This window comes from Rufibacter sp. JT3400010 (assembly GCF_054956755.1).
Genome location: NZ_JBUDXA010000027.1, coordinates 42,176 through 58,027, shown reverse-complemented (window position 1 = coordinate 58,027; position 15,852 = coordinate 42,176). Strand labels below are relative to the sequence as shown.

Genomic DNA, 15,852 nt, shown 5'->3' with positions numbered 1-15,852 from the left:
CCATGCATCTTCCGTTACCGCTTCTTCTGGGTCTGGCCGTTTTACTGGGTGCGTGGTTCACGTGGCTGGCCCTGCGCCGCCCAGACCGCAAACGGCTCCTTTGGCGCCTGCTGGCTTCCTGGGCGGCGGTGGCCTGTTTAGGATTTCTCCTGGAGCCGCCAAAAATTACTCGTTCTTATAATGCCTCAGAAATAATCTTGCTCACCGAGGGCTATCATCCAGACACGCTCCAGTCCTTAATGAAACGCTTTCGGCCGAAGCCCCAGGTGTATGCTTTTGGCACGGCAGCCAACAAAACTGAAACAATCACCGATTTGGCCGCTTTCCAACAAGAACATCCGGCGGTGAAGACCATGCACGTGTTGGGCTATGGCCTTCCGGCCGAGGAACTGTCTGTGTTAGGCACTTTGCGTCTGGTCCCGCATTTTTCAGAATTACCTGCGGGCGTCCTAACCGCTTCCTGGCCGCAGGATGTCACGCTGGGCGAAGAGATGCACGTGCAAGGCAGATTTCAGGGCAGTGCAGCGCAGAATGTAAAAGTCTATTTGCAGGCAGCGGGTTCGCCCCGAGACTCCGTGGAAATCAAAGAAGGCACACAGGCGTTTTCTCTCAAATTCACCCCTAAAACGGCGGGGCAGTTCGCGTACTCCCTGCGCTGGAAAGATGCGAACGATTCTGTGCACCAGGAAGAACTTCCGGTCACCGTCAAAGCGCCGCGCCCCTTGAACGTGTTGCTGCTATCCTCGGCGCCTTCGTTTGAAAGCAAATTCCTGAAGAACGTTCTGGCGGAACAGGGACATCGCGTAGCCGTCCGAAACCAGGTAAGCAAAGGCATCTTCGCCACCGAATGGGTCAATCAACCTTCCCTGAACCTGAACCGGCTCACGCCTGCTTTGCTGCAAAAATTTGATGTGGTGCTGCTAGATGACGGAACCTTGCAGACGCTGGGTGGCGCAGAAAAACAAGCGCTGCAACAAGCGGTACGGCAGCAGGGCCTCGGGATTCTGACCTCCCCTTCGCAAAAGGCACCTAAACCCACCAACTTCTTCACAGAAGGCGTTTTCAGAACGATTTCAGAAAAACAGGCCAGAAGCGCCGCTCTCCGGTGGGCAAAGCAAACGGGCACCAACGCCGTGCTTGGGTTGTCTAACGCAGTTTTGCAACCCAAGCAAGACCAACAGGCCTTGATTTGGGAACAGAGCCCGGGCCAAGCACAAGTGGTTCGTTACCGGAAAGGAATGGGACAGGTAGGTGTCAGTTTGGTGCCGGAGACGTTCCCGTTGGCGTTAGAAGGCAAAGAAACGCTGTACCAGCAGTACTGGGCCACCGTTCTAACGGCCTTGGCGAAACCCGAAGAAGAAGCCTTGGCTATTGCTCCCCACCAAAACTCAACGCCTTTTCAGGAATTACAGCCCATCACTTTTTCGGCTACCTCCTCCTCTACTGGGGAGAAAACATTGGCAGATGCCTCAGGTAAGGCTGTTGAAACGTATTCCTATACTTCTTCGCTCTTGCCCTCGCAAGAAGTTTTCACCATCTGGCCGAAAGCAAAAGGCTGGTACGCTTTGCAGGAGAAAGCCGGAGCCAAAGCTGGTTTTTACGTGCATTCAGAAACGGCCTGGTCTACCCAAAGACTTCACCAGCGGCAGCAAGCCTTGCAAAAAGCAGCTCTGGTTTCAGCGGGCACCACCGGTTCAACTACGTTCACCAAGGAAGAAGCCGTGCCTTTGTGGATCTTCGGCTTGGGTTTGTTGTTGTCTTTGGGCTTTCTATGGCTGGAAGAGAAGGTGTAAATCTCTTGTTCTTCAGTACCTCAAATAACTCAAAGCTTCCGTTTTCGTGTGCTCACTTTTGTGACACGCAAGTTGCAAACTTGCGGTATGAAAGCTCCAAGTTGAAAACTTGAAGCATATTAACTCTGGCTCGTTTTCAGAAATCGGCTTGAAAACGGCATCACTTTCCGTTTTACTTGATAATCTTGAACTCCGTGCGGCGGTTGAGCTGGTGTTCTTCTTCTGAGCAGGGCACGCCGTCTTTGCAGCGGTTGAGCAATTTGGTTTCGCCGTAGCCCTTGTCTACTACCCGTTTGGCGTCAATGCCCTGTGAGAGAATGTACTTCACGGCGCTGGCGGCCCGCAACTGGGACAGCATGAGGTTATACTTGTGGCTTTCGCGGCTGTCTGTGTGGGAACTCAGCTCAATCTTAATGGTGGGGTTGTCGCGCAGCATGCCTACTACTTTGTCAAGTTCGGCAATGGCCTCTGGCCGAAGATTGTGCTTGTCTAGGTCATAGTAGAGGTTCTCCAGCACAATGGGTTGGTTGGGCGTGTCGCGGTCCAGTACCATTTCAATCTGCACGGTGTCGGTGACTTTGCGGCAGTCCGGCATCACGTGGAACGTGCGGGTGAGGTAGCCTTTCTTACTGCCCCTAATGGTGTAGGTCTGGTTCGCGTTCACGGCAAACAGAAAACGGCCGTCTTGATCAGTCTCCAATTGAAAGGAACTGGTGGCCTCGCCGTTCACCATAACCTCTAGTTTCACATCGCCCACGGGCACTTGGCGGGCGCGGCCGTTACGGTTGGGTATGCGGGCATAGGTAACACCAGCCAGCTTACAGGGAATCTCGGTGGGTTTGAACCGATAAATATTGTCTGAACCTTTGTCGCCTTCGCGGTTAGAGGACAGGTAGCCGCTTTTGCCGTCTTTTTCGTAAATCAGCCCGAAATCATCGCGCGGCGAGTTGAACGGATAATACAGGTTTTCCACGTTGCGCCAGGTAGCCCGGCTGCCTTCGGCGGAGAAGATGTCCAGTCCGCCCATGCCTATGTGCCCGTCAGAAGAGAAGTAGAGTGTGCCGTCTGCGTGCACCACCGGAAACACCTCTTTGCCGCTGGTATTGACGGTAGGCCCCGCATTGACGGGCATAGACCAACTGCCGTCTTTCTGGCGCTCGCTGAAGTAAATATCAGACTGCCCGTGGCCGCCCGGCATGTCAGACACAAAGTACAAGACCTGCCCGTCGGGCGAAAGGGCCGGATGCCCCACTGAATACTTCTCGCCCTGATTGAACGGAAACGGCTTCACGTCCTGCCATCTTCCTTTGGCAAAGGTGGCGCTGTAAATCTCCAGGCGGTTAATGAATTCATCTTTTTTAGAGTAGCGCTGCCAGTTGTTTTCGGTCATCAATTCTTCGGGTAAAACCCGATTTTTCACCTGCTTGGTACGGGTAAAGAAGACCTCGGTGAAATCTGGCGAGAAAGTGGCAATGGCGTTATGGAACTGCGTGTTAATGGATTTCTCCAGCGGTTTTATTTCGCCCCAGGCGCTGGGTCCTTTGCGTTGCGCGTAATACAATTGCAGGTACGGTGCGCCCGTCCAGCCGTAGACTTTCTGCTCTCCTCCGTTCTGGCTACGTCCTCGGTCAGAGGAAAACACCAGCCCGTCCTGGTAGAAAACAGGACTGAAATCGGCGAAGGAGGAATTGAGCAGGCTGTCGGCTACCACGTCTATTCCCAAAGGACGGGCCATCCAGCTCATGGCCAGATCACAGGCGTTGGCCAAGGTAAGAGCTTCCTGCTTCCGGCTGGGTTCTTTCTCGGCAAACAGTAAGTAGTGCTTTTTGGCAATGGTGTACTCGCCGTTCTGGCGGCAGGCGTTGGCATAATACAACAGATTGATAGTTGCCGACCCCGGAAAGCTCAGCGCCTGCTTGTACCAGAACTCTGCCGCACTGGGCTGATTGATGAGCCGGTAGCAATGGGCAATGCGCTCAGTGAGGTGCAGCGTGGGTTGTTCTTTTTCCAGCTGCTTCTGGTATTCTTCCAGCGCCAGGGCGTAATCAAAATTAGTGTAGTGCTTATCTGCTTTGGATTGGTTCGCCTGGCCCTGGGCCACCGAAGGAGTCACCCAATGGGTAATGCAAAGCAGTAATACGAGGTAAAAAATCTTCACAATTCCAGTTCTTGCACCAATTGGTAAATAGCGTAGCCCGCTTTCAGCTTGTTTTCAGGAAAACAGCCCTTATGCAGGCGTATACATCATATCAAAAAATCAAAAGTACCTCGGCGTGAGCATACGGCCATATTTCTTTTGCAGGAAATTATACCCTAAGGAAATTTCATGGCTGGAATAGCTGCGCAGCTGGTTCAACGAGAAATCATACGAGTACCCAATCCGCATGAGCGGCGAAGGGTGGAGTTCCAGCAAAATAGCCAGCGCATTGCCCAGACGGGTAGCCGTGGCGAACTCGCGGTTATTGAAGATGTTCAGCGTGGTCCTGAAGGAAGTGCCCAGCCAGATTTGCTCGTGAAACAGCAAAAACGTGTTCAAATCCAGCGCAGCCGGACCGTTGAAATCTTCTTTGAGCAAGATGCTGGGCCTGAACTTCACCTTCCGGCTTAAATCAAAGACCCCGCCCGAGGTCAGGAACAAATGCGGTTTGGGGTCGGTGGGCAAGCCATCCCGAAAGAAAACCACGTTCCCCACTGACAAGCCCGTGTAAAACCGATTGCTGTAGAGGTAAGCTCCCACCCGCGCGCTGGGTTTCACCGCCCGTTCAATCCCCAGGGGAATAGCCACATCGTCGCGCTCACTTGGGTCTAGTTTGGTGCCGTCCAGGGTTTGCTGGGTAGCGCCTAGAGAAATACCCACCGCCAACTTAGTGCGGGGGTTCAAGCTAATCCGCACTGCGGAATTGAAAGAGATGTCGGTAAACCGTTGCGCGCCCAAGCGGTCATTGGTGATGAGAAACCCGGCGGCCAGTTTGCGGTTCAGGTTTCCGTCAAAGCTCAAGGTCTGGCTCACGGGCGCTCCTTCCAGGCCGGTCCACTGGCTCCTGTGCGAACCGCTGAGGCTGGAAAACCCTTTACTTCCGGCGTACGCCGGATTCAGCAGCAAGCCGTTGAACATGTACTGCGTGAACTGCGGATCTTGCTGCCCAAATCCTACCTTCGGAAGGCCCAGCAACGCCAACAGCACCAACACAGATTTCATCGCGTTCTTCATTCTCCTCATCTCTGTTTAGCGCATGATGGTGACGTAACCCTTTTTCGTTTCTTCCTGGCCTTCGCAGAGACGCACCCGCAGCACGTAATAGTAGGTTCCTTCGGCTAGGCCGCCGCCGTTCCAGTTGTTGCGGTATTTTTTCATGCGGTACACCTCACTACCCCAGCGGTTCAGAATCACTACTTCGTTGTCTGGGTATTCCAGCAGATTGGCCACTACCCACGCATCGTTTTTCCCGTCATTGTTAGGCGAGAAGACGTTGGGCACGTGCAGTTCCGGAGCCAAATATTTAGGCACTATGTCCAGCATAGCCGAGGTGGTGGCACAGGTTCCGTTGTTGGCCTCCACTAACAGTTTAGCAGAACCCGGCAGCGCATTCTCCGGTGCCTGCACCGTTACTTTCTCAGAGCCCTGCCCCGAGGTAATAGTCCAACCCGGTGTATCTGAAACGATGCTCCATTTATAAGAAACGCCACTCATAGCCGGTACCGAGAACTGATTGCCCACGCACGCCGAACTCTCGTCTTTGATAACCGGAGCAACCCCTAAGCCGGGCGCTACCGTCACCGATAAGTTGGCCTCGGCGCTGTTGCCGCAACCGTTCACGGCTTTCACGCTGACTACCCCGGCACCCGCTTGGGTAGAAACTACAATTCTTTCTGTTCCTTGCCCGCTGATGATTTTCCAGCCGGCAGGCACACTCCATTCGTAAGCCGCGCTTTCGGTTTGGGAAACCGTGTACACCCGCTGCTCCCCAGTAGCACAAAACGCAATGGGGCCTGTAATCACGCCGGGTTTCATGTTGCCGCCCACGCTTGGCACCACCGTCAGGCTTTTCTCCAGGCTTGCCCCGCAGTTGTTGAAGGCCTTCACGGAGACCAGACCACCCGTGGCAGACGGAATCACGGTGATGGTATTGGTATTCTGACCAGCCACCAGCGACCAACCCGCCGGCACAGACCAGACGTATTGGGTTGCCCCAGGGCTGTTGATGCTGTAGGTAGCGCTGCCTGTGTTGGCACACACCAAAGTACTTCCCAAAATATCACCCGTAATCACCGGAACTCCGGTGGTGGGCACCACGGCCACAGCGCGGCTTTCACTTTGTCCGCAACCATTCTTCGCCATCACGCTTACTTGCCCGCTCTGGCTTCCGGCGGTTACCGTCAATTTGGTAGTGCCCTGCCCATCTTCAATAACCCAACCAACCGGAATGGTCCATTCATATTCCACAGCTCCGTTTACGGCTTCAATTTCGAAAACCAGCCCTTTTTGACCCGCACAAGGCGTAAGCGCAGCCGCCATTACCTGAATAGGATTCGGGCGGAGAGGCGCTACGGCTTGCACCTGCACTTGAAGCGAACTAGTGCTTGACGTAATACCACAACCGTTCACGCCCTGCACACTTATCTGGCCGTCTGAGGTTCCTGGCACTACGGTAATCATGTGGGTTCCTTGCCCGGCTACAATGTTCCAGCCAGCGGGAATTGTCCAGGTATAGGTGTTTACCTGGGCATCATTGGGCACCTGATAGGTAAGGCGCGAAGTAGTACACGTAGCCGACTGCCCGGTAATTGGTCCCAGCGCGAACGGTGCCTTGCTGGAGACACTTACCGCCAAATTAGCCGTGGCACTGCCGCCGCACGCATCTGAAATAGCCACCGAAATACTGCCTGCGCCTGCACCGGCTTTTACCTGAATAGACGTGGTGTTCTGCCCATTTATTATCTGCCAGCCAGCCGGAACCGACCAGGTGTACTGGGTAGCTCCCAGAACTGCCTCTACAGAATACGTAATGGGTTCATCGTTTACGCAAGCGGCTTTCGCGCCTGTGATTATCGCCTGAAAACCGGAAAGTGGCCTGGAAACGGAAATGTTGGTAGAGTCGGCGCGGGTTCCGCAGTAGTTGGTCGCGGTTACTTTCAAATATCCGCCCGTGGCACCGGGTCTTACGCTGATAGAACCCGTGCCCTGCCCGGAAAGAATTTCCCAACCCGCCGGCACCGACCAGGTATAACTGTTCACGCCTTCGGCTTCTACCACCGAGTAGGTTTTCGGCGCAGCCGAGGCACAGAAGGCTTTCTCTCCCGAGATGGCTCCAACTGCAGGCGGAAGGGAAGTAGACACTTTTACAATAAGAGCCGAAGCAGGACTGGTTCCACAAGCATTGCCAGCCGTTACCTGTATTTGTCCGGCTGAAGGCCCTACGCGCACGACCAGCGAAGTGGTGCCTTGGCCCCGGATTATGGTCCAGCCAGTAGGAACCGTCCAGTTGTAAGTAGCCGCTCCCTCCACTTGGTTCACGGTATAGGTTACCTCGCCTGCCGTGGCGCAAAGGCCAGTTTGCCCTGAGATAAGGCCGGGCGTAACAGGAAGAGCCGGAGAAGCCGTGACCGCCAATGAACGGGTTACGCTCTGCCCACAGCCGTTTCTGGCCCACACCTGAATAACGCCGTTGCCCGTTCCGGCTTTCACTTGGATTTCCCGTGTGCCCTGTCCGCTCATGATTTCCCAACCGGCGGGCACTTGCCATTGGAAAGATGCCGCCGCATTGGTAGAGGTGATGCTGTAGGTTAATTGGCTTGCGTTGGAGCAACCCGCTACGTCGCCCTGGATGGTAGCCGCTAAAACTGGCACCCCGGTGGCCGGGGTTACGGCCAGGCTGGTGGAAGCACTTTGCCCGCAATTATTGCTGGCAGTTACAATCACTTGCCCGGCGGTAGTTCCTGCTTTTACCACAATAGTAGCCGTGCCCTGTCCCGAAATCAGACTCCAACCCTCGGGCAAAGCCCAGGTATAGGTGAGACCCGCGACTGGGTCAGGCACCGAATACGTTTGCTCTCCGTTGCTGCAAGGAACGGCCTCTCCGGTAATAGCTGCCGGAGCCACCGGAGCCGTGGCAACTGGCACTACCTCCAGCGTTCTCACCAGGCTGTTTCCGCAGCCGTTGCTGCCCATCACTGAAATGCTTCCGGAAGTGGTTCCGGCTTTTACCTTGATGAAGGACGTGCCTTGCCCCGAGACAATAATCCAGCCTTGCGGCACTGCCCAGGTATAACCAGATACGTTTGCGTCTGCCGTTACTGCATACACGTGTTCGCCGCCGCTGTTGCAAGGGTTCGTATTTCCTATGATAGCACTAGGAAGCTCGGGGGCCCCGGCACTGACGTTTACTTTCAGGACAATCGGCGCACTGTCTCCGCAGCCATTAGACGCCATTACTTTTACCTCGCCGCTGGCACCTACTTTCACCTTGATGCTACGGGAACCTTGCCCTGAAACAATCTGCCAACCCGCAGGGACGCTCCAGGTATAAGTGCCCACGTTTTCAATCTCATCTACGGAATAGGTGTGCTCAGCAGTAGACCTACACACGGCTACATCACCGGAGATATTTCCTACTTTGGGAGCCTCGGTAGAAATGGAAACGGGTAAGGCGGTCACCGGGCTATCCCCGCAGCCATTCTGTGCTTTGACAGTTACCTGCCCTTTGCTGGCTCCGGCTCTTACCACTATTCTGGCGGTACCCTGGCCGCTGATAATGCTCCAATCTACCGGAACGGTCCAGGTGTAACTAGTGGCATTCTGAACGGCGGCTACCTGGTAAATAACATTGTTGGTGTTGGCGCAGACTTGGGATTGGCCCGAGATGGGTTCCGGCTTTGCGGGAGCGGCGGGGGAGACAGTTACCTGCACGTTGCTGCTGGCGCTTTTGCCGCAGGCATTCTCAGCGGTTACTTTTATTTCTCCACCCAGGGTTCCCGGAAGCACCGTCACAGCCGACGTGCCCTGCCCGCGTACCACCGTCCAACCGTTGGGAAGTACCCAGGCGTAAGAGATAGCACTGGCAATGGGGGCAATGGCGTAGGTGATTTCTTTCTGCCCAATACACACTTCCAGAGGACCCGTGATGGCGGAAGGGGTGGGAGGCGCAAACGAAACCGTGCTCACTTCCAGCACCGATTCCGGCCCGTCGCCGCAGGCGTTCACGGCCCGCACCGAGATGGTCCCCTGCGCTTCGGCACCACCGGTAGAAACGGTAATCTCATTGGTATCCTGCCCCGAGGTAATGACCCAGCCGGCGGGCAGGCTCCAACTGTACTTGCGGGTGCCCGGCAGCCGCTCTATCTGGTAGACGTTGCCGGGGGTATTGACGCACACAGAGGTTTTTCCGGTTATCTCACCGGGTTTAGATGGCGTGGCGCAGATGGATTTCTCAGACGTGTTGTTTTTGATGTTGGGGTCGGTACCGTCGCCGGTAACGGTAACCACGGTGGTGGAGAACTCGGTTTTGAGAATGCTCGCCTGCACTACCATGGTGGCCGTGGTACCGCTGGGAAGCTTTTTGATAATCCATTCTCTTCTGATGGGGTCAAAATCTGAGCCCATGGAAGTAGTAGCCCCCAGGAACTGAATACCGGAAGGCGTTTCAAAATTGAGGACTACGTTGGTTTCTTCGCTAGGGCCCCAGTTTTGAAGGGTAATGGTGTACGTGACTAAAAGCCCCACGCGGTACGGACCATCCGTCACCACGTGTTTTACCTCCAGGTCAGAGATATGGTCAGATCCTAATTCGGTCACCGTGGTTCCAGCCAGCGAAACACTTCCTGCTTTGGTGAGCAGTTTCCCTTCTACGGCAGCGGCTTTGCCCGCGGCAATATTGCCCGTTGCCACTACGGTTCCTTTGAAAGAACTCTGGGCACCTACGGTTACGTTACCCGCTACTTGCCAGAATACATTTTTCGCCCTGGCTCCCTGCTGAAGCTCTACATTCACCGATGGATCTATGGTCAGGCTTCCTTCCACCTGAAACACAAAAATCCCGTTCGGGAATTTATTGCCCAGCAACTCCAATGACTTCTGAAGATGCACATCGCCTGTTACCCGGTACACACCCGGCAACAGTTTACCGCCCGACAAAGCCGCCCCCGACAACGTGGTAGTAGGCTGCTGGCGCTTCAATTCCGCTGCTACTCGGTCAATTTCTTCTAACGCCTCTCTTGATGCTAAGCCAGACGGAAGCACCTGCCGCTTTACTTTGCTGTTGCCCTTGTTCTCATAACCTGCACCGCCCGCCACCGAAACTTGCTGCAAGGTCTTAAAAGCTGGAGCTATTTGTGCAAAAGCTCCGGCTTGAAATAAAAGAAAGAACAAGAGTAGTAGTAATCTTATTTTCATGCACCCTCCTACAAGTTCTATATAAATACTTTTTGGGGCATTAATCCAATTACTGTTACCCAATATGGTTTATAAGCAAAAGTATACATATATTAGTACTTATTTGACTTTATTCAATTTTATGCATCTATTTTATAAGATAATCCTTGGAGAATCAGAAAGCACAAAGGCTCAATCCTTCCTCTCACAAGATAGCTATAATACAAATCATGTATGATTGGACAAATTTATCAAATAAAAAGTAATATCATACTGCTAAGTGCATAACTATTCCTAAATATCGAGCAAATAATATATTCAGAATCAAGTTGTAACAAAGGAGTTTACCTCTGAGGGAGGCAAGCCCTGCTTGAGGCAATAGGAGGCTAAAAGCGGGGCGGAGAGACGCTAGTTAAAAAGGTAAAAAGAGGATTGAGCCAGTCTTTTGGAGAATCAAATTCTAGCGCAAGTGCATTTTAAGTGAGTTTTCCTGAAAAGAGCCCTAAAAACGAAATCCCAGTTCTGGTCTCTTAGACCAGAACTGGGATTTCGTTTTTAATTGAACTGCACCATTGCCTAATAAGCGGCGGAATGCAGCAAGCAGCGCACACGCGTCGGGAATGCGAGCTAGGAAAACTACCTTTAACTTCCTTTTTACAGGCTGTTTTCAGGAAAACAGCCGAAAAGCGCTACGAACTTTGGTGAAACGCTTTTTCCATGCCTTACCAACCAATGCCGTAATCTTCGCCGTGGTTGCTGGAACCGCCCCAGAAACTGCCATGCTTCCAATCAAAATAAATGGCATTGATGGGGCCGCTGGTGCGATCATCGAAACTCATGATGTAGCCCATTTTCTTCAACTGCTCCCGAACGGCCTCCGGCGTGCTGTCATGCAAGAGAATTTGGCCGGGCTTGGGCTGACGGTCATCGGTTTTGGTGCCGCCCAAGGAAAGCCAGAGCTGGTTCGTGTTGAAGTTGGCCGCCTCGGCGGCCTGCTGTACGTTCATCCCGAAATCGGCTACGTTCAGGAAGAACTGCAACAGGTTCTGCTCCTGTGTATCGCCGCCTTGTACCGCGAAGGACAGGAAGGGCTTTCCGTCTTTCAAGGCCATGGAAGGTGTTAAGGTCACTCGGGGTCTTTTACCGGGCTCTACCACGTTAAACGGATTCAGATTCGCATCCAGCACAAAGCTCTGCATGCGTTGGCTCATGCCTACGCCGGTGTTTCCGGCAATGCACGCGGGGTTCCAGCCGCCGCTGGGCGTAATTGACACCACCCAACCCTCTTTATCGGCGGCTTCCATGGTGGTGGTCCCCAACCACAGCCTTTGCTGATAATCTACCATAGAAGAACCGTTCCGGATGTCATGGGTAGGCGCGAAGTTGCGTTTGGTGGTGTCCAGCTCGTAGCCTCTTTCCTTGAGCAGTTTCAGATACGGGTTTTTAGCCCCTTTTGCCTCAAACGGGTAAGGATCGCCTGGTCCAATAGCGGGATTATTCTTGTCAAACTGAATCAGGGAGGCGCGTTGCTTTGCATATTCCTTGCTCAGCAATCCTTTCATGGGTTCCTGCGGCGCGAAGTAATTGTCGCCATAGTAGAAATCACGGTCGGCGAAGGTGAGGTTCATGGTTTGGTACAGAGTATGGATGTACCTCGCACTGTTGTAGCCCATGCTTTTCAAGTCGAAATTCTCCAGCACGTTGAGTGCCTGCAGCAGCACCGGACCTTGGGTCCATTGCGGCAATTTGTAGACCTCTATGCCCCGGTAATTGGTGGTGAGCGGCTCTTCTTCCAGCGGCTTCCACTTTGCTAAATCCTGCATGGTGATGAGTCCGCCTTGCTCCTGACACCCCCGCACAAATTCCTTGGCAATGTCGCCGGTGTAAAAACGGTCATAGGCCGCCATGATGGCTTCTTTCCGGCTCTTGCCTTTTTTGAGGGCTGCTTTTTCAGATTCCACCAGTTTCGTGAGTGTGGCCAGCAAGTCTTTCTGCACGAAGATTTCACCCGCTTCGGGAGCCTCCCTTTTCTCGCCGGGGTGTGTCAGGAAAACTTTCTTGCTGTAGGGCCATTGCTTGAGCCGCGCTTTTTCCCGCTCAAAGCTGTTGGCGGTCTGCGCTTCAATGGGGTACCCGGCGGCCATTTCCATAGCTGGGGCCAGTACTTGCTCCAGACTCAGGGTGCCGTAATTGGCTAGCATGTGCAGCAGTCCGCCCGGCGTGCCTGGTGTGGTGGCAGCTAGGGGGCCATATTCCGGCGGGAAATTGTAGCCTTTACCTTTGAAGAAGGCTGCAGTAGCCCCGGTGGGTGCCACGCCCATGGCATTGATGGCAATTACTTTCTTGGTTTTAGGGTTATAAATCAAGGCCTGGGTTTCGCCTCCCCAACTTAACACATCCCACATGGTACAGGTTGCCGCCAACATGGCACAGGCTGCATCTACCGCGTTTCCGCCTTTCTGGAACGTCATGGCTCCGGCGGTGGCGGCCAGTGGTTTGCCCGTAATCGCCATCCAGTTCTTACCGTGCAAGACCGGCTTTTGGGTTTGCTGGGCGGTGACAGACAAGAGCGTGGAAAGACAGAGGAACAGCGTGAAAAAGTGTTTCATATTGATGGTATTAGATTAGCTCAAATTAGGCAAAACAGCCTAAAAACGTTCAGATTGCGAAAATGAATGTTCATTGAAAGACCTTTCCGCCTCAGAAATTCAGGCCCAAAATCAATCGCGAATTATACCAGAGACAAGTTGATGGCTTTCTTGAAAGCGTTGACAATGGCCTCATTGCTTCTCTTCAGAATGGTTTCGTTCACGAAGAACTTGACTACACCCTGACTATCGGGCATTCGCATTTGAATGCGCTCTTTCTCTTTTAGGTAAGCCGTCAGTTTCTCAAAGTTCATGGAGCCGGTAAACTGAAGATTGAAGACGTTGCTGCCGTTCGGGATTTGGCTGACTTTCACCATGCCCGATTCGTTTAGCTGGCTGAACAACTGGTCTGCTTTCGCCCTGCTTTTCTGTAAAAGGCCCTCAATCTGGGCAATCTTGTCTAAAGCCATGGCGGCATACGGCCAGTTCTGATAGATATTACCGCCGTAAATTTTAATCAAGTGCGGCATTTGGTCAATGACAGCGGCATCTCCGGCCAGCATGGCTCCGCCTTTACTTCCCAGGTATTTGTAGAGCGAAATGTACACGGTGTCAAAATTAGCCGCATACTCTTTGATAGGCACCCCGGAATAAGCCGAGGCCAGATGCAGTCGGGCACCATCCAGGTGGAGCTTTATCTGGTTCTCTTTGCAGTAAGCCGCTATCTTCTTGATTTCTTCCAGGGAGAAAATTTGTCCGTCTGCTCTTCTCACGGGGTTCTCAATGGAAACCGCGCCTAAACCGCTTTGAAACACCTCGCCCTTCTGGTGGTAGGCAATGGACTCTTTCAATTCCTCCAGACTGAACTCGGCTTTGCCGGGCGCCAGCGGAATCAGTCTTTTACTGTGCACCGTTTGGGCGGCATCGGCTTCATCGCGGTAGAGGTGGCTCACTTCCTGCACAAAGATTTTGCTCTTCCCCTGGCTCAGCACCCGCAGCGCCAGGTTGTTGGCCATGGTGCCCGAAGGCATGAAGATAGCTTTCTGTTTTCCGGTCAGTTTGGCAAATTCAGCCTCTAAACGGGTCACCGCCCCTCCTTTGGCGTACGTGTCCTGCGTATCCGGGTACTTCTCGGCAATGATTTGGAGTTCCCGAGCATATTCCAGCGGAGAAGTCATCGCGCCATCGGTCACAAAATTGATGCTTTCTTCTTTGCCCGCGTAACTGGCAAACGCCGGGGTGGACAAGCCCGCAGGCAACAGTAGGGGAAGCGCCGCCAACCCCGAATTCTTTAGAAACTCCCGCCTTCCCTTTATCTTCTTAGCCATACGCAAATCTTCCAAAATGTCAATTCATCCCTAATATAAAGGAGTTGGTTTGATTTCTTGCTTTGTACCCGTACAGGAAAGAAGCAACGGAAGTAAATTCAGGTAAGAAGCTTTCGGCAAGTGCCAGCGGCCATTTGAAAAGCAGAACTCCTTGCTATCTTAGCAGAAGCCATTTTGGTCAGTTCTGGCTTTCTTTTCAACCACCCTGCGCATGAAGTTCAACCTTTACAGAATCATCGGCTTAGCCGTAGTGACGTTTTGCTGCCTACCTACCATCAAAGCGCAAACCATCCAAACCTACATCAGCCAGAATGACAAAAAGCTGCTAGAAGAGTACGTGCAGTTCCTATCCATTCCCAACGTTTCCACAGACACCCTCAACATCCGGAAGAATGCCGCTTTTATTCAGGAGATGATGGAGCGCCGCGGTATCAAAGCCGAACTGCTGACCGGCACCACGCCCAAGGTCACCCCGGCAGTGTATGGCGAAATCAAAACACCCGGCGCCACCAAGACCATCGGGTTTTATGCCCACTATGACGGACAGCCGGTAAACCCCAAACAATGGTACCAGGGCACCGACCCATTCAAACCCGTGCTCATTACGGCTCCTTTAGAAAGTGGCGGCAAGATGATGGGACCTTACAAAAGCGGAGACACGGTCAACCCCGCTTGGCGCCTCTTAGGCCGTGGCTCCGCCGATGACAAAGCCGGGGTGATGGCCATTCTGAATGCCTATGAGGCCTTGGTAAAAACCGGACAGCATTTGGGAGCCAACATCAAATTTCTGTTTGAGGGCGAAGAAGAAGTAGGCTCCATTCACCTGAACGAGATCTTCCAGCAGCACAAAACCAAACTACAGGCCGATTGCTGGATTATCATTGATGCCCCACGGCACGCCTCGGGCAAAAAAACGATTGTATATGGTGTACGCGGCGATGTGAACATGGCGCTTACCGTGTATGGCCCCAAACGCCCGCTGCACAGCGGCAACTACGGCAACTGGGCGCCCAATCCTGCTTTAAAGTTGACGCAGCTACTCGCTTCCATGAAAGACGAGAACGGCAAGGTACTGGTAAAAGGCTTTTACGATGACGTGACGCCGCTCACCGCCACTGAGAAAAAAGCGCTAGCTCAAATCCCCGATCAGGATGCGGTACTGAAGAAAGAACTAGGCGTGCATACCCCGGAGAGCCCTGACCGTTCCCTAGCCGAGGCCATCATGATTCCCACCCTCAACATCAACGGCCTGCACAGCGCCAACGTGGGTCCCATGACCAGCAACATCATTCCCACTAAGGCAGAAGCTGTTTTGGACCTTCGTTTAGTAAAAGGCAATGATTACAGAAAACAGGCAGAAAAAGTAATTGCCCATATCAAGAGCAAAGGCTTTCATGTGCTTACCAAAGAGCCCACCGAGGCAGACCGCAGCAACCACCCCAACTTAATCAAGATAGAGATGGAGCACGGCTACAATGCCCAACGCACACCCATGGATTTACCCATCGCCAAAAGCATCCAGTCGGCGGTACAATCTACTACCAAAGAGCCGTTGGTGTTAATTCCTTCCATGGGCGGCAGCTTGCCTTTGTACCTTTTCGAGGAGATTCTGGGCACCAAGGTCATCACCGTACCCATTGTGAACTATGACAACAACCAGCATGCCGAAAACGAGAACGTCAAGATTCAGTACCTCTGGGAAGGCATTGAAACCATTGCGGCCATTATGCAAGCGCGGCTCTAATTAACGTGGAACCTCTGACTACCAGAATCAA

Annotated in this window: 7 protein-coding genes; 2 read left to right on the top strand and 5 right to left on the bottom strand. The window is 53.2% G+C overall.

Features of this window, described 5'->3' with window-relative positions; genetic code table 11:
- Positions 1–2: 2 nt before the first annotated feature.
- Positions 3–1,793: a hypothetical protein gene (locus tag ACY0JR_RS19025; RefSeq protein ID WP_462635750.1), complete on the top strand. Its 1,791-nt coding sequence runs from the start codon at positions 3–5 to the stop codon at positions 1,791–1,793.
- A 172-nt stretch (positions 1,794–1,965) separates the two neighbouring features.
- Here ACY0JR_RS19025 and ACY0JR_RS19020 read toward each other — a convergent pair whose 3' ends face one another.
- The 5 genes from ACY0JR_RS19020 to ACY0JR_RS19000 all read right to left on the bottom strand — a co-directional run bounded on the left by ACY0JR_RS19020 (position 1,966) and on the right by ACY0JR_RS19000 (position 14,077).
- Positions 1,966–3,951, bottom strand: coding sequence for an OmpA family protein (locus tag ACY0JR_RS19020; RefSeq protein ID WP_462635749.1), 1,986 nt, complete (start codon positions 3,949–3,951; stop codon positions 1,966–1,968).
- 99 nt (positions 3,952–4,050) lie between these two features.
- Positions 4,051–5,004: a PorP/SprF family type IX secretion system membrane protein gene (locus ACY0JR_RS19015; protein ID WP_462635748.1), complete on the bottom strand. Its 954-nt coding sequence runs from the start codon at positions 5,002–5,004 to the stop codon at positions 4,051–4,053.
- A 15-nt stretch (positions 5,005–5,019) separates the two neighbouring features.
- Complete coding sequence (locus ACY0JR_RS19010) at positions 5,020–10,098, bottom strand: ice-binding family protein (RefSeq protein WP_462635747.1); 5,079 nt, start codon at positions 10,096–10,098, stop codon at positions 5,020–5,022.
- A 785-nt stretch (positions 10,099–10,883) separates the two neighbouring features.
- Complete coding sequence (locus tag ACY0JR_RS19005) at positions 10,884–12,770, bottom strand: gamma-glutamyltransferase family protein (protein WP_462635746.1); 1,887 nt, start codon at positions 12,768–12,770, stop codon at positions 10,884–10,886.
- 122 nt (positions 12,771–12,892) lie between these two features.
- A complete protein-coding gene (locus ACY0JR_RS19000; protein ID WP_462635745.1) occupies positions 12,893–14,077 on the bottom strand; it encodes a threonine aldolase family protein in 1,185 nt (394 codons plus the stop codon).
- A gap of 211 nt (positions 14,078–14,288) precedes the next feature.
- On the opposite strand from ACY0JR_RS19000, the gene ACY0JR_RS18995 reads away from it, so the two are divergent.
- Positions 14,289–15,821, top strand: a complete 1,533-nt coding sequence (locus ACY0JR_RS18995) for a M20/M25/M40 family metallo-hydrolase (RefSeq protein WP_462635744.1) — start codon at positions 14,289–14,291, stop codon at positions 15,819–15,821.
- Positions 15,822–15,852: the final 31 nt, after the last annotated feature.

What these genes read in the sequence shown, in the direction of transcription:
- ACY0JR_RS19025 (WP_462635750.1), top strand. Translation starts at nt 3, where the DNA reads ATGCATCTTCCGTTACCGCTTCTTCTGGGTCTGGCCGTTTTACTGGGT.
- ACY0JR_RS19015 (WP_462635748.1), bottom strand. Translation starts at nt 5,004, where the DNA reads ATGAAGAACGCGATGAAATCTGTGTTGGTGCTGTTGGCGTTGCTGGGC.
- ACY0JR_RS19005 (WP_462635746.1), bottom strand. Translation starts at nt 12,770, where the DNA reads ATGAAACACTTTTTCACGCTGTTCCTCTGTCTTTCCACGCTCTTGTCT.
- ACY0JR_RS19000 (WP_462635745.1), bottom strand. Translation starts at nt 14,077, where the DNA reads ATGGCTAAGAAGATAAAGGGAAGGCGGGAGTTTCTAAAGAATTCGGGG.
- ACY0JR_RS18995 (WP_462635744.1), top strand. Translation starts at nt 14,289, where the DNA reads ATGAAGTTCAACCTTTACAGAATCATCGGCTTAGCCGTAGTGACGTTT.